Genomic DNA, 17638 nt, shown 5'->3' on the forward strand with positions numbered 1-17638 from the left:
CGGCGAGGGCGGGCCGGACGGCGGCTATGGTTTGATGAACAGGATGCCCCAGATGAAGTCGTTGGGCGCGATGTCGGCCGGCAGCTGGACATTGCCTGTCGGCGAGGGCTTGGCGGCGAGTAGGTCGGTATAGACCTTGCCCGCCTGGTTGAAGCCGGCGGCGGCGTGGCAGGCGACGCACGAGGCCTGGTTGATCGGCACGCCGGCGGCGACGCGTTCGGTGAATGAGTTGCCGTTGATCAGCGGCGCGCCGCTGGCGCTGGTGTAGCTGATCTGCGAGGCCTTCAGGCAATAGTTGTCCCACACCTTGGCCAGGCCGTGCAGCTTGAACACGGCTTTCAGCGCCGGGGTCTTCGCACAGGCCGGGTACTGGGTGTTGGCGGTCTTGGCCGGCGACAGGTTGGCGGTGGCGGCCCCGTAGCTGTCATGGCAGCCCATCGTGTCGCAGCGGCCGGGGTTGTATTGATGCTCGAAAGTGGCCCAGACCCAGTTCGGGATTTCCTTGGAGCTGATGTGCAGGCCGGCCAGGCCGTAGACCACGCCCTGGGAGCGGGTGGTGTAGTAGGCGGTCATCGCCTGCTTCTCGCTCAGCTTGCGGCCGTTCTGTCCCAGCCAGGCCACCAGTGTCTTGATCGGCACCCAGTCGGCCTTGACCTCGATGGCGCTGGTCGGCAGCGATACCGGCTGGCCCTGCTGGGTCCGCTTCCAGGCGGCTTGCAGGCCGGAGGTGGTGTAGAGATTGTTCTGCACGATGTAGTCGAAGGACGGCCGGTTGCGCCGCACCTCCTCGGCGTAACAGGGGGCCTGGCCGTCGCTGGGGGAGGTGGGGAAGTTGCCGGCGGCCGGATTGTTCACCTTGTCGCAGCTGGTGCCGGGGGCGATGGCGTCGACGCGCAGCGCGTGCGGGGTCAGCAGCCGTTGCAGCAGGCCGGGGTGCAGGCGCTTGACCACCGGTTTGGAGCCGTCCGGCCAGACGGGCGGGTTGGTTTCGTAGATGTCTTCGTCCGAGGCCCAGGTTTCAAACCTGACCGCGCCGTTGCCGGTGGCGGAGACGACGTCGGCGAAGTGATCCCATACCAGTTGGTCGGAATTCTGGCCGTTCGGCAGCGTGCCGCCGGTGGCCGGCGCCGGCGAGGCGGCCTGCGCCGGGGGAAGGGCCGCGGCCAGCGCCGCGGCGCAAAGCAATATGCGCAATTGCATCGAATATTCTCCCTGTGTTGGTGAACAAGCATCCAGGCATCGACACACTTTTCATATGGCATCAGTGGTTGAAGATGCATTTCAAATACTAAGTGGGCATTAACGGGAGTCAAGGCGGCGCGAATCGTCTGGCTGGATCGGCGATCGCGGTTTAAAAAACAAGGGATGGCGCAAAAGCGCGGCAAGCCAATGGCGGCAAGGCGTTGCGCGTTTATGCAAACAGATTGGTTGTTTGTATGCGAATGCGGTCTATAAATATCCTAAGTAAATTCTCGTAAGCGCGAATGATGATGAATCGGCCGCGTGATGATTTATCGAGGAGTCGGACATGAGCATTACCAAGAGATTGCTGCTGACGACCGCATTGGCCTTGATCGCCATGCTGCTGATCGGCATCCAGGGCGTGTGGCAGCAGAAGCAGGCGGACGGGCGTTTCGATTATCTGAAGATCAATACCTTCCCCAGCATCCATACGCTGGACGACGCCAAGGAGGCGCTGGCCGACATGCGGCTGACGCTGGCGCGCAGCGTGGCCTTGTCCGATCCGGCGGCCAAGGCGGCCCAGCTGGCGTCGCTGGGCGATCTGGACAAGCGCTTCGACGCCGCGCTGGACAGGTACGAGAAAGAGCTGATTTCCAACGACGACGACCGCAAGCTGCTGGGCGTGGACCGCGACGGCATGAAGCTGTACCGCCAGCAACGCGAAAAATACATGCAACTGTCCGCCGCCGGCAGCGTGGCCGCGGCCGACAAGCTGATGACCGGCGACATGGCGGCCGAGGCCAAGACGCTGAACCAGGCCTTGATCGACCATATCGAGTTCAACTACAAGCTGGCCGATACGCTGAGCGTGGAAAACGCCGCCGCCTACGACGCGGCGCTGTGGCAGTCCATCTTGCTGATCACGCTAGTGGTGGCGGTGTGCGGCTGGCTCAGCGGCCAGCTGTTCCTGAACATCCGCAGCAGCCTGTCGCAGATGCTGAACACGATGCAGTCGGTGCGCACCTCGCTGGACTTTCGCCTGCGCGCGCCGGTGAGACGGATGGACGAGATAGGCAAGACGGCCTCCGCCTTCAACGAGCTGATGGGGCGGCTGCAGCAGAGCTTTCAGGAAATCCGCCACAGCGTCGGCGCGATGGAAGGCGCCATCGTCAGCATGGCGGACTCGTCCGGCAGCATCGCCGACAGCTCGGTGACGCAGAGCGAATCGGCGTCGGCGATGGCGGCGGCGGTGGAGCAGATGACGGTCAGCATCAACCATGTGGCCGACCGCGCCCGCGAGGCCAATCTGCAGGCGCGCGACGCCGGCGAGGTCGCCGACCGCGGCAGCGGCGTGGTGATGGGCACGGTGGACGGCATCAGCGCGGTGGCGGCGTCGGTCGGCGACGCGGCCGACCGCATCGGCAAACTGCGCGACGACAGCGTCACCATCGCCACCGTGCTGAGCGTGATCAAGGACATCGCCGACCAGACCAATCTCTTGGCCTTGAACGCGGCGATAGAGGCGGCGCGGGCCGGCGAGACGGGCCGCGGCTTCGCGGTGGTGGCCGACGAGGTGCGCAAGCTGGCCGAGCGCACCGCCAGCTCCACCACCGAGATTTCCGCGGTGATAGACAAGATGCAGCAGGGCACGCAGGCGGCCGTCAGCGGCATGCAGCAGGTGGTGGACCGCGTCAATCAGGAGGCGGAGCGGGCGCGCGGCGCCAGCGAGGCCATCCAGCAGATCAAGACCAGTTCCGAGCACGGCGTGATGCTGATAGGCGAGATTTCCGACAGCATCGTCGAGCAGGGCAGCGCCAGCAACATCATCGCGCAGAAGGTGGAGCAGATCGCGCAGATGGCCGAGGCCAATTCCAAAACCTCGTCCGACTCCGCCAGCTCCGCGCGCCAGCTGCGCGAGCAGGCCGGCCATATTCAGCAGACGGTGGCGCAGTACCAGGTCTGAACCATATAACAAGGAAGTTCGGGGAAGTTCGACAGGGCCGCGAGGCCCTGTTTTCATTGGTTTGCGTAAAAACGGATAAGCAAACCATGATTAATTGCTTAGCGGAGCCGGGGTGGCTTGCTAGATTGGCTTGGCGTTTGCAACCTGTTGACCCCCGTAGGATACCGCCATGGCAAAACCGTTCCCCTCGTTCAGCCTGCTTGTCGCCGCCGCCTTGTCGCTGGCGGCCGGCTTCGCCGCCGCGGCCGACGCCGTCACCGTCGGCTACCAGACCGGCATCGACCCCACCAAGATTCCGCAGGCCGACGGCGTCTACGAGAAGGCCACCGGCAGCCGCATCAACTGGCGCAAGTTCGACAGCGGCGCCGACCTGATCGCCGCGCTGGCTTCCGGCGACGTGGCCATCGGCAATATCGGCTCCAGCCCGCTGGCGGCGGCCGCCAGCCGCGGCCTGCCGATAGAGACCTTCCTGGTGGCCGACGAGATCGGCGCCGCCGAGGCGCTGGTGGCGCGAAACGGCAGCGGCATCGCCACGCCGCGGGACCTGGTGGGCAAGAAGGTGGCCGTGCCCTTCGTCTCCACCACCCATTACAGCCTGCTGGCGGCGCTGCGCCATTGGGGCGTGGATCCGGCCCGTGTGAAGATCCTCAATCTGCGGCCCGGCGAGATCGCGGCGGCCTGGCAGCGCGGCGACATCGACGCCGCCTATGTGTGGGACCCGGCGCTGGGCCGGATCAAAGGGGGCGGCAAGGTGCTGACAAGCTCGGCCGAGGTGGCCAAGTGGGGCGCGCCCACCTACGACATCTGGGTGGTGCGCAAGGACTTCGCCGCCGCCCACCCGGAATTCGTCGCCCGCTTCGCCAAGGTGTCGCTGGACGCCATCGCCGGCTATCTGGCCGATCCGCGGGCCTTCGCCGCCAATGCCGGCCATATCGCCAAGATCAGCCGGCTGACCGGCGCCGCCGCGCCGGACGTGGTGGCCGGCCTGAACGGCAACCGCTTCCTGAGCCGCGACGAGCAGACGGCGCTGTTGCAGTCGCCGTTCGTGGCGGCGGTGGGCAGGACCGCCGCCTTTCTGAAGGCGCAGGGCAAGGTGGAGGCGCTGCAGCCGGACTACGGCCCGTACGTGACCAATCGCTTCGTCAAGACGGCGAGGTAGCGATGGCCGCCCTGATTGCCGACCGGGTGTCGGTGCGTTATCCGGGCCAGGCGCGGCCGGCGCTGGCCGAGGTGTCGCTGGAGGTGGGGCCGGGCGAGCTGACGGTGGCGCTGGGGCCGTCCGGTTGCGGCAAGACCACCTTGCTCAATCTGTTCGCCGGTTTCCAGTTTCCCGATTCCGGCAGCGTGCGCTTTGGCGGTGCGCCGGTGGCCGGCCCTGGTGCGGAGCGCGCGGTGGTGTTCCAGCAGCATGCGCTGCTGCCGTGGCTGAGCGCCCGCGACAACGTCGCCTTCGGCCTGCGTTTGCGAGGCGTGGCGCGCGCGGCGCGCCGCGAGGCCGCCGACGAGGCGCTGCGGCGGGTGGACCTGGCCGACGCCGGCGCGCGCTATCCGTGGCAGCTGTCCGGCGGGCAGCGGCAGCGCGTCGGCATCGCCCGGGCGCTGGCGGTCCGTGCCGGCGCGTTGTTGCTGGACGAGCCGTTCGGCGCGCTGGACGCCTTCAGCCGCGAGCAGATGCAGCAGCTGCTGCTGAAGGTGTGGGCCGAGTCGGGCAGCAGCGTCTTCCTGATCACCCACGACATCGAGGAGGCGTTGTTCCTCGCCACCGAGCTGGTGTTGATGTCGCCGGGGCCGGGCCGCGTCGTCAAGACGCTGCGGCCGCCGTTCAGCCGCCGCTGGCGCGCCGGCGAAAGCGCGCGGGCGATCAAGTCCGATCCGGCCTTCATCGCGCTGAGAGAGCAAGTGCTGGCCGAGGTGTTCGCCCAGCGCCAGACGGAGGCCTGGTCATGAGCGGCGTCGAAACCACGGCGGAGCAGGAGCTGCTGTCCGTCTCCAGCCGGGAGGACGGGGCGCCGCGCAAGCTGCCCCGGCCGGGCGCCGGCGCGGCCAGTTTGGCGGCGATGCTGGCCGGCTGGTGGCTGCTGGCGCACAGCGGCTGGGTGCAGCCGCTATTCCTGCCGACGCCGGAAGCGGTGTGGGCCAAGCTGCTGACGGTGGCCGGCCAGGGCTTCATGGACGCCACGCTGTGGCAGCACCTGGCGGCCAGCCTGCAACGCATCGCGCTGGCGCTGGCCGCCGCGGTGGCGGTGGGCGTGCCGCTGGGCGCGTTGATGGGGCGCAGCGCGCTGGCACGAGGCTTGCTTGATCCAATGCTGGAGGCATACCGTCCGGTGCCGCCGCTCGCCTATCTGCCGCTGATCGTGATCTGGTTCGGCATCGGCGAGTTGTCCAAGGTGCTGCTGATCTTCCTGGCCATCCTGGCGCCGGTGGCGATCGCCGCCCGTCACGGCGTGGCCGGCGTCAGTCGCAGCCGGCTGCGCGCGGCCCAAAGCCTGGGCGCCGGCCGCGGACAGTTGTTGTGGCTGGTGGTGTTGCCGGAGGCGCTGCCGCAAATCCTGACCGGCATCCGCATCGGCTTGGGGGCCGGCTGGTCCACGCTGGTGGCGGCGGAGCTGGTGGCCGCCACCCGGGGCCTGGGCTTCATGGTGCAGTCGGCGGCGCAGTTCCTGGCCACCGACGTGGTGGTGCTGGGCATCCTGGTCATCGCCGCGGTGGCCTTCGCGCTGGAGTTGGGCCTGCGCGCGTTGCAGCGCCGGCTGGCGCCTTGGTACGGACAAGAAGACTAAATAATAAGGAGAAGACTCTGATGAGTTTGCAATTGACCCGCCTGAGCCCGGCGCTGGGCGCGGTGGTAGAGGGGATGGACCTGGCGCGGCCGCTGGAGGACGCCGAGCGGCGCGCGCTGAACGAGGCCTTGCTGCGCCACCAGGTGCTGTTTTTCCGCGGCCAGGACATCACGCCGCTGCAGCAGCGCAATTTCGCGGTGCGCTTCGGCGATCTGCACACCCACCCGATTTATCCGCAGCATCCGGACGCGCGCGAGATCGTGGTGCTGGACACCGACGCGGTGGACCTGCGGGACAACGCCATCTGGCACACCGACGTCACCTTCATCGAAACCCCGCCGCTGGGCGCGGTGCTGGCGGCGCGGCAGTTGCCGGAGCTGGGCGGCGACACGCTGTGGGCCAGCGGCATCGCCGCCTACGAGGCGCTGTCGGCCAGCCTGAAGGCCAGGCTGGAAGGCTTGAGCGCGGTCCATGATTTCGCCAAGTCCTTTCCGCTGGCGCGTTACGGCCTGACCGACGACGACCGCCGCCGCTGGGACGAGACGCGGCGCAAGCATCCGCCTGTCAGCCACCCGCTGGTGCGCATCCACCCGGAAAGCGGCCGCCGCGCGCTGTTCGTCAACGAGGGCTTCACCATCGCCATCAACGAACTGCCGGACGGCGAGGGCAACGCGCTGCTGCAGTTCCTGTTTGCTCACCAGTCGCGGCCGGAGTTTTCGGTGCGCTGGCGCTGGCAGGCCGGCGACGTGGCGTTCTGGGACAACCGCTGCACGATACACTACGCGGTGGACGACTACCGGCCGGCGCGGCGGGTGATGCACCGGGCGACGATACTGGGCGACCGGCCGTTCTAGGCTCGCCCGCGCGGCAAGCAAAAAGGCCATCCCCGGGGATGGCCTTTTTCTTCGACGGCGGCGCGGATCAGCCGATCAAGCGCATCTTGAACTGCTTGCCCTTGATCTTGCCCTGGGACAGCTTGGCCAGCGCTTGTTCGGCGATGGCGCGGTCCAGCGCGACGAAGCTGGCGAATTCGAAGATGTTGATCTTGCCGATCTGGCTGCCGACGAAGCCGGCTTCGCCGGTCAGCGCGCCCAGCAGGTCGCCCGGGCGCAGCTTCTCGCGCTTGCCGCCGGCGATCTCCAACGTCACCATCGGCGGCAGCAGCGGGCCGCCCGGCGCCGGAGTCAGTTCTTCCACGTCGGCCCAGGTCAGGTCCGCCTGCTGGTAGTTTTCGATCTGCACCAGGCGCTTGGCCTCGCTGTCGGTGGCCAGCGTCAGCGCCAGGCCGTGCTGCTCGCCGCGGCCGGTGCGGCCGATGCGGTGGATGTGCACCTCCGGATCGTGGGTGACGTCGACATTGATCACCAGATCCAGTTCCTTGATGTCCAGGCCGCGCGCCGCCACGTCGGTGGCCACCAGCACGGTGGCGCTCTTGTTGGCGAAGCGCAGCAGGATCTGGTCGCGCTCGCGCTGTTCCAGATCGCCGTGCAGCGTCAGCGCGTTGAAGCCCTGTTCCTGCAATTCGCGCACCAGTTCCTTGCAGCGCTCGCGGGTGTTGCAGAAGGCCAGCGCCGAGGTGGGGCGCAGGTGGCGCAGGATGCGGGTGACCGTCTCCAGCCTGGTTTCCGGCTTCACCTTGTAGAACCACTGCTCGATGTGGTCGGCGGTGTGCAGCGACTCCACCTTCACTTCGACCGGGTTTTTCAGGAACTGCCCGCTGGCCTTGCGGATGTCTTCCGGATAGGTGGCGGAGAACAGCAGCGTCTGGCGGTTTTTCGGGCAGGCGCGGACGATGCCGACGATCTCCTCGATGAAGCCCATGTCTATCATCCGGTCCGCCTCGTCCAGCACCAGCGTCTTCACGCCGGTCAGGTTCAGCGTCTCGCGGAACAGGTGGTCTTGCAGCCGGCCCGGCGTGCCGACGACGATGTGGGCGCCGTGCTCCAGCGAGCCGATCTGCGGACCCATCGGCGTGCCGCCGGTCAGCGTCACCACCTTGATATTGTCGATGGCGCGCGCCAGGCGGCGGATTTCCTGCGCCACCTGGTCGGCCAGCTCGCGCGTCGGGCACATCACCAGCGCCTGCACGCCGAACCAGCGCGGGTTGAGGCTGGCCAACAGGCCCAGTCCGAACGCAGCCGTCTTGCCGCTGCCGGTCTTGGCCTGGGCGATCAGGTCGCGGCCTTCCAGAATGGCGGGCAGGCTGGCGGCCTGGATGGCGGTCATCTGGTGGTAGCCCAGGCTGTCCAGGTTGGACAGCAGCGGGGCGGGCAGGGGCAGGGTGGAAAAAGCGGCTGGTTTCACAATGACTTGGCGCGGTTGGCTAAAGGCTGGGCAGTGTAACAGCAGTGAGGCTCGCGGCCAAATGCCCGGCGCATTTCGCGTGAAAAAAGCCCGGTGGAGCCGGGCGCTGTGGTCTTCCTCTCTAGTTTTAACAGATGCCGCCGTTTTTGCCGGCCCGCCCGCTCATACCCTGAAGCGAGACACCGAGTCGGTCAGCCGCCTGGCCAGCGCCTCCAGCTCGCCGGCGGCGCCGACGGTCTGCTGGATGTCCTGGTCGTTGGTGCGCGCCATCTCGGCGATGGCGTCTATGTTTTCGTTGACGGTCTGGCTGCTCAGCTTTTGCTGCTCGGTCACCTCGACGATCTGCCTGAGGCCGCTGCGCACCGCCGCCACCGAGCGGTTGGCCGCGTCCAGCACGCCGGCCACGCTGTCGGTGGAATGTCGGCTGGCCTCCAGCGACTGCAGGCCGGCGCTGACCGCCTGGCGCACCGCGTCGGTCTTGCCGTTCAGCGCGCCGGTGACGGCGTCGATCTCGCTGGCGGACTTGGCCGACTTCTCGGCCAGCTTGCGCACCTCGTCGGCCACCACGGCGAAGCCGCGGCCCTGCTCGCCGGCGCGCGCCGCCTCTATCGCGGCGTTCAACGCCAATAGATTGGTCTGCTCGGCGATTTCGCGCACCTGCTTGGTCATGTGGGTGATCACCGCGGTGGAACTGGCCAGCTCGTTTTCCGCCTGCGCCATCAGCTGCACCGCGCTTTCCGCCTGGCCCACCTCGCGCTGCAGCCGGTGCAGGCTCTGTCGTCCCTGTTCCGAGCGCTGCAGGCTTTCCTCGGCGCCGCTGCTGACGTGCTCGGCCTGGCCGGCGATTTCGCCGATATGGGCGGCCAGCTGGTCCACCGCCTCGGCCGCCGCCTGCGACTGGCTGTTCTGCCGGTGCGAGCTGGCGGCCAGTTGCCCGGCGCCGTCGGACAGGCGGCGCGAGGCCTGCGCCACCGCGTCGGCGCTGGCGCCCACCTGGCGCACCAGACCGGCCACCGTGCCCAGCATCCGGTTGAACAAGTGGGCGGTGGTGCCGATCTCGTCGCGGCTGCGTTCCGGCAGCCGGCGCGTCAGGTCGCCTTCGCCGCCGGCCAGCTCGGCCAGGCCCCGCGCCATGTCCTGCAGCGGCCGCGTGACGAAGCGGCGGATGAACAGATAGACCACCGCCAGCATCGGCAGCGAGGCGAACATCGCGAACAGGATGCTGCGGGTGCGGAAGGCCTCGACCGCCGCGTAGGGCTTCTCCAGAGAAATTCTCATGCTGACCGCGCCCAGCGGCGTCTTGTCCGCCACCTGGTGGCAGGCCAGGCAGTTCTTGCCCAGGTATTTGGTGGACGCCAGCGCCGGGTAGACCACGCGCAGATGCTCGCCCAGCTGCGGCGTGGACTCGATCGCGATGCGCGGCTTGCCGTCGCGCAGCGCGGCGCGCTCGGTCTCGTCGGCGGGGCCCGCCTTGTCGCCGGCGTTGCCGGGGCCGAACTGTCTGCTGACCGCGTCGCCGCGTATCACGCGCAGATCGCGTACCGCGGCCAGCTCGCGGATCTGGTCCAGGAACACGTCGCGCTGGCCGACGGTGCCGGTGATCATCATGCCGGTCAGGCCGGCCAGCGTCATTTCGTTCATGCTGTGCGCCAGGTCCTTGGCCTGCTCCACGGCGATGTCGCGGCTGGCCTGGGTCTCCCAGGCTATCAGTCCGCCCCAGGCCAGCACCAGACAGGTCCAGATCGCGCCGGTCAGCCGCAGCCAGATCGGCCAGTCGGAAAATTTTCTCATCATCGCTGCCGGGGCGGCGGCCCCGTCTCCTTTGTTGTCGTGTGTCCGCGCCGCGCGGACGCCGGAGAGGCGCCGCGCCGGCATGCCATGGGGATTCTAGTGGCGCGCGCGGACGCGCCATTGGCGCAGATCAAACAATCGGCGGATTGGCCTTGCCAGCGGCGGGCTATGCTGTGCTTGGGTTCGGCGCCGATTTCTGCAACAATCGCGCCCTTGCCGCCACGGCGATGGCGGAATCGGGACAGGAAATACAAGGAATGGGCATGAATGACGGAATGGGGCGCGGCGTCGCCATCATAGGCGGCGGACCGGCGGGCCTGATGGCGGCCGAGGTCTTGTCGCAGCGCGGCTACGCGGTGGACGTGTACGACGCGATGCCGTCCGTCGGCCGCAAATTCCTGCTGGCAGGCATAGGCGGGCTCAACATCACCCATTCCGAAGCTTATCCGGCCTTCGTCGGCCGCTACGGCGGGCGCGCGGAGCAGATCGACGCGCTGCTGAACGGTTTCGACGCCGACGCGCTGCGCGCCTGGGTGCACGACCTGGGCGTGGAGACCTTCGTCGGCAGCTCCGGCCGGGTCTTCCCGCGCGAGATGAAGGCGGCGCCGTTGCTGCGCGCCTGGCTGGGCCGGCTGCGCGCGGCCGGCGTGCGCATCCACGTGCGCCATCGCTGGCAGGGCTGGAATGCCGACGGCGCCCTGCGTTTCGACACGCCGGACGGCGAGCTGGCGGTGCGCGCCGACGCGACGCTGCTGGCGCTGGGCGGCGGCAGCTGGAAGAAGCTGGGATCGGACGGCCGCTGGCTGCCGTGGCTGGCCGAGCGCGGCGTCGCCACCGCGCCGCTGTCGCCGTCCAATTGCGGCTTCGACGCCGACTGGAGCGACTTCTTCGCCGACAAGTTCGCCGGCGAGCCGCTGAAATCGGTCGGGCTGTCCTTCCTGGGCGGCGACGGTCGCGAATTCAAGCGCGTCGGCGAATGCGTGATCACCAAAAACGGCATCGAGGGCAGTCTGATCTACGCCTGCTCGGCGCTGCTGCGCGACGAGATCGCCCGCGCCGGCGCCGCCACCTGCTATCTGGACCTGATCCCGGCCTGGGACGAGGCCCGGGTGTTGGCCGAAGTGGCGCACCCGCGCGGTTCGCGCTCGCTGTCCAGCCATCTGCAAAGCCGGCTGAACCTGAAGGGCGCGCGCGCCGGCATCCTTCGTGAGTGCCTGGACAAGGAGTCGTTCCAGAATCCGGCGGCGCTGGCCGCCGCGATCAAGCGGCTGCCGCTGACGCTGACCGCGCCGGGGCCCATCGACGAAGCGATCAGCACCGCCGGCGGCGTCGGTTTCGCCGCGCTGGATGCGCGGCAGATGCTCACCGCGCTGCCCGGCGTGTTCTGCGCCGGCGAGATGCTGGACTGGGAGGCGCCGACCGGCGGCTACCTGCTGACCGCCTGTTTCGCCAGCGGCCGCGCGGCGGGGCAGGGCATCGCCGACTGGCTGGCGCGGGGCGAATCCAGATAGTTTCGCCGGAGGACGGCGATCGGAGGTGACGGAAAATCCGGATGGTGTTTCTGGCCCATTCCGGATGCGATTCGCAAGCGGTTTTTCTTGCTTGCCATCGGTGAAACACCGCCAATCCTGTGGAGCGTGCTGCGCCAGCTTCCGCGTTTCCTTTCGCTGGGCCGATGGCGGCGCCTGCTGCTGAATACTTTTTCGGTTTGAATTCGCAGGGGTAGTGGCGGACACCGGCGTCCGAGACCCCCGGCATCAATGGCGATGACTGGCATCATCGATTGGCGACGTCCATTATCCAATGATGCAGAGGCATGGGTGCGACACAGGTCATCATGCCGCCGTTTGGGTTCTCCACGGGAGGGACGATGCAACAGCCTGATTCGACAGCGCCCGCGTCGGCGCGGATAGACGCGAGAATCGCCGAGCTGGGGGACTGGCGCGGCGAGGTGCTGGGCAGGATGCGCCGGCTGATTCGGGAGGCGGACCCGGACATCGTTGAGGAGTGGAAGTGGATGGGCACGCCGGTCTGGTCGCATGGCGGCATTGTCTGCACCGGCGAATCGTACCAGTCGGTGGTGAAGCTGACCTTTCTGAAGGGGGCCTCGCTGGACGATCCGGCCGGGCTGTTCAACGCCAGCCTGGACGGCAACGCCAGGCGCGCGATCGATATCCGCGACGGCGAGGAGGTGGACGCGGAGGCGTTCCAGGCCCTGGTCCGCGCCGCGATCGCGCTGAATCTGTCAGCTGGCAAGGCAAGGCCGAAGCGGGCGAAAACCGGCCAGGCTTGATCAGAGCGCAGGCCCGGTCACGGCTGGGGAGTGCCGACGTCCGAGACAAGGAGGCTGTCTTGTTCGGCAAAGGCTCGGCGGCGGTCCGTCCCGAATGCCCCGCCGGGAGGCGGGATCACGCCGATGGCCATGTGAGTGGCATGGTTTGTAATACTCGTATTAATACCTATAACAGTATCAAACCAGCCCCTGGAGGGCGTATCCCACGATTGGGCATGAGGTGGGCGGGGCATGATATCTGGCATCAAATTTTGCTTGGCCGCGGATGCGGGCCTGATGGCCGCGCTGTCGCGGCGCGCATTGCGCATCAATGGCTTCAAATCGCGCCGGGCGCCGGCGCTTCATGCCTGCCTCGCCGGTATGGCGAGGCGGACCTGTCTCTCGATCTATTTGTCTAAAGTTTCCACACAACGCAAGACGCGTTCCATCAAGGCCCCGGTGTCCATCGCCGGGAAAGGCGATGGCTGCGCGGAATCGATGCGGCGGCCAAGGCGCGTTTCCCCGACTCGCGCCGATGACGCCTTCCCCCCACGTCCGCTTGCCGGCCAGCCTCATCTAACGGCGGCCGGGCCGGCATCCCATTTTTGATCCCGCCGCAAGCCTGGCGGCGGACCGCATCGCAAGGAGACTCCTCGATGAACAACTTTCGCAGCAATCTCGCGATCAACGGCCTGTTGGTCCTGATCGCGCTGACCTTCATCGGCGTGGTGTACACCTTCATGTCGATGCGGCAGGCGGTTGACGCGATGAGCGACGCCAGCGACAACCGCTATCGCTCCTATCTGCTGGCCTCGGAATTGCGCCAGAGCTCGGACGATCTGACCCGGCTGGGGCGCACCTATGTCGTCACCGGCGATCCATCCTACGAGCAGCAGTACAACCGCGTGCTGGACATCCGCAACGGCAAGGCGCCGCGGCCCCAGGAGTACAACCGCATCTACTGGGATTTCGTCGCGGCGGGCCAGGACAAGCCGCGGCCCGATGGCGAGACGGTGCCGCTGCAGAGTCTGATGAAGCAGGCCGGCTTCACCGATGACGAGTTCGCCAAACTGAAGGAGGCGCAGGCCAATTCCGATGGCCTGGTCAATCTGGAGGTGAAGGCGATGAACGCGGTGAAGGGCAAGTTCGCCGACGCCCAGGGCAATTACACCGCCAGCGGACAGCCGGACATGGAGTTGGCCCGCAAACTGGTGCACAGCAAGGAATACCACCAGTACAAGGCCAAGATCATGAAGCCGATCGACGACTTCTTCGTCCTGCTGGACCAGCGCACCAATGCGGCGCTGCAGCAGGCGCGGGACAGGTTGTCCAATGCGCAGCTGATGTTCCTGGTCACCATCATCCTGTTGGTTGGTGAAATCCTGTTCCTGATCCTGCTGGGCCGGCGCCAACTGCATACCCAGCTGGGTGGTTCGGTGAACGAGATCGAGCAGGTGCTGCAGGAAATCGCCTCCGGCAATCTGACGGTGGCGGTGCCGAGCGCGCCGGAACACAGCGCGCTGGGCCAGATCGGCGTGATGAACCAGCGGCTGCGCCGGCTGATCGGCGAGGTCAACAACAACGCGGGCGAGCTGGTCAGCGCGATGGGTTCATTGCATCAGACCACCAACCGCATCAGTTCGGATGCCGAGCAGGTCAACCAGGCGATCAGTTCCAATGCCGCGACCATCGAACAGATCACCGTCAGCGTGACCCATGTCGCCGACACCACCTCCGACGCCAACGCCATCATCTCCCAGGCCAATGACAGCGCCGAGCGCAGCCGCCAGGCGATGCAGCAGGTATCGGCCGAGGTGGGCAAGCTGTCCCAGGCGATGGGAACGCTGGGCGAGACGCTGCACTCCCTTGGCAAGCATTCGGAGGAGATCAGCTCGATTGTCGGCGTGATCAAGGACATCGCCGACCAGACGAATCTGCTGGCGCTGAACGCCGCGATAGAGGCCGCGCGGGCGGGCGAGCAGGGCCGCGGCTTCGCCGTGGTGGCCGACGAGGTGCGCAAGCTGGCCGAGCGCACGGCCCAGGCCACGACCGAGATCACCACGATGACCCAGGGCATGCAGCAGCAGACCGCCGGCACCGTCAACAGCATGCAGCAGGCCCGCAGCACCGTCGATCAAAGCGTCAACCTGGCCCAGAGCACGGCCAGCGAGATCGAAAACATCGGCGGCTTGATGCAGCAGGTGGTGGCGACGTTCACGCAGATCACCCACGCCACGCGGGAGCAGTCCACCGCCGTCGGTAATATCGCTCACACCACCGAGAACATCAACGGCATGACCCGTTCCACGTCGGAAGTGGCCCAGGCCGCCAGCTCGACACTGGACGATCTGAACCAGCACGCCCTCAGGCTCAAGGAAGTGGTGGGACGCTTTCGCGTTTGACCGGGGCCGTCAGCCGCCGGCCTGGCCGCTGCCGTCTTGCTGCGGGACGGCGGTCTCCACTATGTGTCAGACTGCGGGGCGTAAGTGATGGGAATGGCATTGTCGATGCGAATGGTTCGATCTGCTTGGTTGAACGTGGCCAGCCGGGCGCGAAGAAGCCCGTTCATTTGCGGATAGTTATACCTGGACATGACGAACTGCTGATAGGCGGTGTTTCCAAGATAGTCGAACAGTTTCGGCGGCGTATGAGTCCTTACCGTGCCGAGATAGCCGACAACCTGACGTCCTGAATGAGCGCTGAGCTGCGCAGCGAAAGACGCTTCGCCGTCGATTTCATTACCGATATGGCAGCCGATGATCCGGACGCTCGTTATGGTGTCGTAATCCCTGTAATTTGCCAGAAGGGTATGGTGTAGCTGCAAGGCGTCGAGGTTGTAGTCGTTGATGGGCACGCGAGTCTGGCCGGCCGCGTTGGCGTCTGGCCCGGAGTGCGTTAATACGTCCAGATACCATGGTCGGTTCGGGACGCCGTTATAGGCGACGACCGAGTCCCTGAGTTCCCGGCTGCTGAAGCCCAGATAGGCGATATCATGGGAGGTGATGATCGATTGCATCGCCTCCCCATGCTCGCCCAGCGGAACGACCCTGGCCATCGCGACCGCGGCGCCTTGGGTCCCACGTCCGCTGAGTCCCACTGACCGGATCTTCGCCAGCCTTTGGCTCATCCCTGCCAGCGAGCTTATCCCTTTGCTCAGCAACTGATACCCGCTTGTGGCCATGCCGATGCCCAGCGATGGCAAGCCGGTGGCGAGAGATGCCCAAGCCAGTGTCGACGAGAGCTTCGGATCCGTATCTTCAAGCGTGCCGGACAATATCGCCATCACGCCGGAGGCGGTTTCTAGGGCGGCGAGGATGCAGCTTGCCACGCTCAGCGACTGGCTCAGCGTCAATGGTGCCAGCGCCAGTCCGATCGCGCCGGCGACGATGCTGATGATGCCATGGCTGCTTATATGTCCCGACGGATCGGCCCGGTTTATCGGGTCGCCAGCGCAATAGGCATAGGCATTGATGCCGCCGGCGCCGAACGGACTCATCGTGTCCGGACAGTGAAAGCGCTGCAGCGCCGGGCTGTACGCTCTATAGCCATTGCCCAAATGCATGGCGCCGCTCAACGGGTCTAGCCGTTCGCCATTGAAACCCAGCCCGCAGTCATTCATCGCCGTCCCGCCAGTGGGATATACAGGTTTTCAAGGTATCAGGGCGGTATCGGGAGAAAGGCGAGCGGGGGGCATTTTAAGCAAGGTCTGAACAAACCATCAGCCGGCATCGTGCTGGCTGATGGTTCAAAGCCCGGGCTCGCGGGGGATTTTCCCCCGGTTCAGGATGCCAGGCATGCGCCAGCCATCGGCTTGCCTGGGAGCAGCGATGCAAGCGTGTTTGCCGGTAGGGGAGCGCTGACCGCATCGCTTGCCTTGCCCATTGTTGAGACCGCTTTGTCGAATTTCAGGTGGACCGTGATGCAGGCCATCGCCGGTTCTAGTTTTCGTCGGCCTGCTGGCGGGCCGCGGCTTCGCGCAGCTTGTCCTTCTTGCTCTTGCGTTTGCCCTTGATGCCGCCGTTGCCATCCGGGTCCACCAGCGAGGCCGCCGGGATGGTGGCCTCGGTCGGTTCGAAGCCGGCGATGCGCTCGCGCGGCAGTTCCAGCCGCTGGCGTTTCTCTATCAGGCGGAAATGGGCGGCGCAGTCGGCGCTGACGAAGCTGATGGCCTCGCCGCTGGCGCCGGCGCGGCCGGTTCGGCCGATGCGGTGGGTGTAGTCCACCGGCGAGCGCGGCAGGTCGTAGTTCACCACCACCGGCAGCCGGGCGATGTCGATGCCGCGAGCCGCCACGTCGGTGGCCACCAGCACCCGCAAGCGGCCCGATTTCAGATCGGCCAGCACCTGACCGCGCTGGCTTTGGCTGCAATCGCCGTGCAGCGCTGCGGCCGCCACGCCGTTGCGCTGCAACTTGTCCGCCACCCGGTCGGCCGCTTGCCGGCTGGCGACGAAGACCAGCGCTCGGTCCCAGTCGCGGGTTTGCAGCAAGTGGCGCAGCAGCAGGGTGCGCTTGTCGACATCCACTTCGATGGCGCGCTGCAGGATGTCCGGTGCGGTGTCGGCGGTCTGTTCGATGTCTATCCGCGCCGGCTCGCTCAGCAGCGTCTCCGCCAGCGCCCGCACCGCCGGCGGGAAAGTGGCGGAAAACAGCAGGTTCTGCCGCGACGGCGGCAGACGGGCCATCACGCTGCCCAGCTCGTCGGCGAAGCCCAGGTCCAGCAGGCGGTCGGCCTCGTCCAGCACCAGGGTCTTGATCGACGACAGGCGCAGCGCGTTGTGGTCCAGCAGATCGAGCAGGCGTCCCGGCGTGGCCACCACGATGTCCGCGCCGCCGCGCAGCGCCATCATCTGCGGATTGATCGATACGCCGCCGAATACCACGGCCACTTTCAGCTTGCGCGGCAGCGCCTGGGACAGATCGCGCAGGATATCGCCAACCTGGGCCGCCAGCTCGCGGGTGGGCAGCAGGACCAGCGCCCGCGGCTGGCGCAGCATCGCGCGCGGGCTGGCCAGCCATTGCTGCAGCAACGGCAGGCAGAAGGCCGCGGTCTTGCCGGAGCCGGTCTGCGCGGTGGCCAGCACGTCGCCGCCTTGCAGGATGGCGGGGATGGCGGCGTTCTGAATGGCGGTGGGCTGGATATAGCCCTGCTCCAGGGCGGACTGGACCAGGTCGGGCTGAAGGCCCAGCGAAGTAAATGGCATGAATGACGACAACTATTGAATAAAAAGTAGGGGCCTGACGGCCAGAAGCGGCACGAGTATCGGCGGCGGCGGCCGTCCGGTCAAGGAAGACGCGCAACTTGCCAGCGGGAAACGGCGTTTGCGAGTACTATCTGGGCTCTGT

General features: G+C 66.8%; 14 protein-coding genes. 9 read left to right on the plus strand and 5 right to left on the minus strand.

What is annotated here, in order from left to right; genetic code table 11:
* Positions 1 to 24: 24 nt before the first annotated feature.
* Positions 25 to 1200 carry a hypothetical protein gene (locus tag CXB49_RS07225; protein ID WP_101707764.1) on the minus strand — a complete coding sequence of 392 codons (1176 nt, stop codon included), beginning with the start codon at positions 1198 to 1200 and terminating at the stop codon, positions 25 to 27.
* 328 nt (positions 1201 to 1528) lie between these two features.
* Here CXB49_RS07225 and CXB49_RS07230 point away from each other — a divergent pair, with 328 nt between their 5' ends.
* The 5 genes from CXB49_RS07230 (at position 1529) to tauD (ending at position 6782) form a co-directional block, all read left to right on the plus strand.
* The gene (locus tag CXB49_RS07230; protein ID WP_101707765.1) at positions 1529 to 3145 is read left to right on the plus strand and encodes a methyl-accepting chemotaxis protein; all 1617 of its coding nucleotides are present in this window, start codon (positions 1529 to 1531) and stop codon (positions 3143 to 3145) included.
* Positions 3146 to 3314: 169 nt separating this feature from the next.
* Positions 3315 to 4304: a taurine ABC transporter substrate-binding protein gene (tauA, locus tag CXB49_RS07235; protein ID WP_101707766.1), complete on the plus strand. Its 990-nt coding sequence runs from the start codon at positions 3315 to 3317 to the stop codon at positions 4302 to 4304.
* Between the two features lie 2 nt (positions 4305 to 4306).
* Positions 4307 to 5092, plus strand: a complete 786-nt coding sequence (tauB, locus tag CXB49_RS07240; protein WP_101707767.1) for a taurine ABC transporter ATP-binding subunit — start codon at positions 4307 to 4309, stop codon at positions 5090 to 5092.
* Positions 5089 to 5928 (plus strand): taurine ABC transporter permease TauC, encoded by an 840-nt coding sequence (gene tauC, locus CXB49_RS07245; protein ID WP_101707768.1) that lies wholly within the window; start codon positions 5089 to 5091, stop codon positions 5926 to 5928. The genes tauB and tauC overlap by 4 nt, the downstream gene beginning before the upstream one ends.
* Before the next feature lie 20 nt (positions 5929 to 5948).
* The gene (gene tauD / locus CXB49_RS07250; RefSeq protein WP_101707769.1) at positions 5949 to 6782 is read left to right on the plus strand and encodes a taurine dioxygenase; all 834 of its coding nucleotides are present in this window, start codon (positions 5949 to 5951) and stop codon (positions 6780 to 6782) included.
* 67 nt (positions 6783 to 6849) lie between these two features.
* Here tauD and dbpA read toward each other — a convergent pair whose 3' ends face one another.
* Both dbpA and CXB49_RS07260 read right to left on the minus strand, forming a co-directional pair.
* Positions 6850 to 8232: an ATP-dependent RNA helicase DbpA gene (dbpA, locus tag CXB49_RS07255; RefSeq protein ID WP_101707770.1), complete on the minus strand. Its 1383-nt coding sequence runs from the start codon at positions 8230 to 8232 to the stop codon at positions 6850 to 6852.
* A 162-nt stretch (positions 8233 to 8394) separates the two neighbouring features.
* On the minus strand, positions 8395 to 10023 hold the full coding sequence (locus CXB49_RS07260) for a methyl-accepting chemotaxis protein (protein WP_233492973.1): 1629 nt from the start codon (positions 10021 to 10023) through the stop codon (positions 8395 to 8397).
* 263 nt (positions 10024 to 10286) lie between these two features.
* Here CXB49_RS07260 and CXB49_RS07265 point away from each other — a divergent pair, with 263 nt between their 5' ends.
* From CXB49_RS07265 to CXB49_RS07275, 4 genes are all read left to right on the plus strand, one after another.
* The gene (locus CXB49_RS07265) at positions 10287 to 11534 is read left to right on the plus strand and encodes a TIGR03862 family flavoprotein (RefSeq protein ID WP_233492974.1); all 1248 of its coding nucleotides are present in this window, start codon (positions 10287 to 10289) and stop codon (positions 11532 to 11534) included.
* Between the two features lie 359 nt (positions 11535 to 11893).
* Entirely contained in the window at positions 11894 to 12316 is a 423-nt protein-coding gene (locus CXB49_RS07270) for a DUF1801 domain-containing protein (RefSeq protein ID WP_101707773.1), read from the plus strand.
* A 231-nt stretch (positions 12317 to 12547) separates the two neighbouring features.
* Entirely contained in the window at positions 12548 to 12904 is a 357-nt protein-coding gene (locus CXB49_RS23305) for a hypothetical protein (protein ID WP_158300657.1), read from the plus strand.
* 47 nt (positions 12905 to 12951) lie between these two features.
* Positions 12952 to 14697: a methyl-accepting chemotaxis protein gene (locus CXB49_RS07275; RefSeq protein ID WP_101707774.1), complete on the plus strand. Its 1746-nt coding sequence runs from the start codon at positions 12952 to 12954 to the stop codon at positions 14695 to 14697.
* Positions 14698 to 14756: 59 nt separating this feature from the next.
* Here CXB49_RS07275 and CXB49_RS07280 read toward each other — a convergent pair whose 3' ends face one another.
* Both CXB49_RS07280 and CXB49_RS07285 read right to left on the minus strand, forming a co-directional pair.
* Positions 14757 to 15914, minus strand: coding sequence for an RHS repeat-associated core domain-containing protein (locus tag CXB49_RS07280; protein ID WP_101707775.1), 1158 nt, complete (start codon positions 15912 to 15914; stop codon positions 14757 to 14759).
* Between the two features lie 319 nt (positions 15915 to 16233).
* The gene (locus CXB49_RS07285) at positions 16234 to 17496 is read right to left on the minus strand and encodes a DEAD/DEAH box helicase (protein ID WP_199406796.1); all 1263 of its coding nucleotides are present in this window, start codon (positions 17494 to 17496) and stop codon (positions 16234 to 16236) included.
* Positions 17497 to 17638: the final 142 nt, after the last annotated feature.

The sequence above is a fragment of the Chromobacterium sp. ATCC 53434 genome (genome assembly GCF_002848345.1).
Taxonomy (GTDB): Bacteria; Pseudomonadota; Gammaproteobacteria; order Burkholderiales; family Chromobacteriaceae; genus Chromobacterium.

Bases quoted from the DNA above. Each gene is read 5' to 3' on its own strand.
- CXB49_RS07225 (WP_101707764.1), bottom strand. From the start codon at position 1,200: ATGCAATTGCGCATATTGCTTTGCGCCGCGGCGCTGGCCGCGGCCCTT.
- CXB49_RS07230 (WP_101707765.1), top strand. From the start codon at position 1,529: ATGAGCATTACCAAGAGATTGCTGCTGACGACCGCATTGGCCTTGATC.
- tauA (WP_101707766.1), top strand. From the start codon at position 3,315: ATGGCAAAACCGTTCCCCTCGTTCAGCCTGCTTGTCGCCGCCGCCTTG.
- tauB (WP_101707767.1), top strand. From the start codon at position 4,307: ATGGCCGCCCTGATTGCCGACCGGGTGTCGGTGCGTTATCCGGGCCAG.
- tauC (WP_101707768.1), top strand. From the start codon at position 5,089: ATGAGCGGCGTCGAAACCACGGCGGAGCAGGAGCTGCTGTCCGTCTCC.
- tauD (WP_101707769.1), top strand. From the start codon at position 5,949: ATGAGTTTGCAATTGACCCGCCTGAGCCCGGCGCTGGGCGCGGTGGTA.
- CXB49_RS07260 (WP_233492973.1), bottom strand. From the start codon at position 10,023: ATGAGAAAATTTTCCGACTGGCCGATCTGGCTGCGGCTGACCGGCGCG.
- CXB49_RS07265 (WP_233492974.1), top strand. From the start codon at position 10,287: ATGAATGACGGAATGGGGCGCGGCGTCGCCATCATAGGCGGCGGACCG.
- CXB49_RS07270 (WP_101707773.1), top strand. From the start codon at position 11,894: ATGCAACAGCCTGATTCGACAGCGCCCGCGTCGGCGCGGATAGACGCG.
- CXB49_RS23305 (WP_158300657.1), top strand. From the start codon at position 12,548: ATGATATCTGGCATCAAATTTTGCTTGGCCGCGGATGCGGGCCTGATG.
- CXB49_RS07275 (WP_101707774.1), top strand. From the start codon at position 12,952: ATGAACAACTTTCGCAGCAATCTCGCGATCAACGGCCTGTTGGTCCTG.
- CXB49_RS07280 (WP_101707775.1), bottom strand. From the start codon at position 15,914: ATGAATGACTGCGGGCTGGGTTTCAATGGCGAACGGCTAGACCCGTTG.
- CXB49_RS07285 (WP_199406796.1), bottom strand. From the start codon at position 17,496: ATGCCATTTACTTCGCTGGGCCTTCAGCCCGACCTGGTCCAGTCCGCC.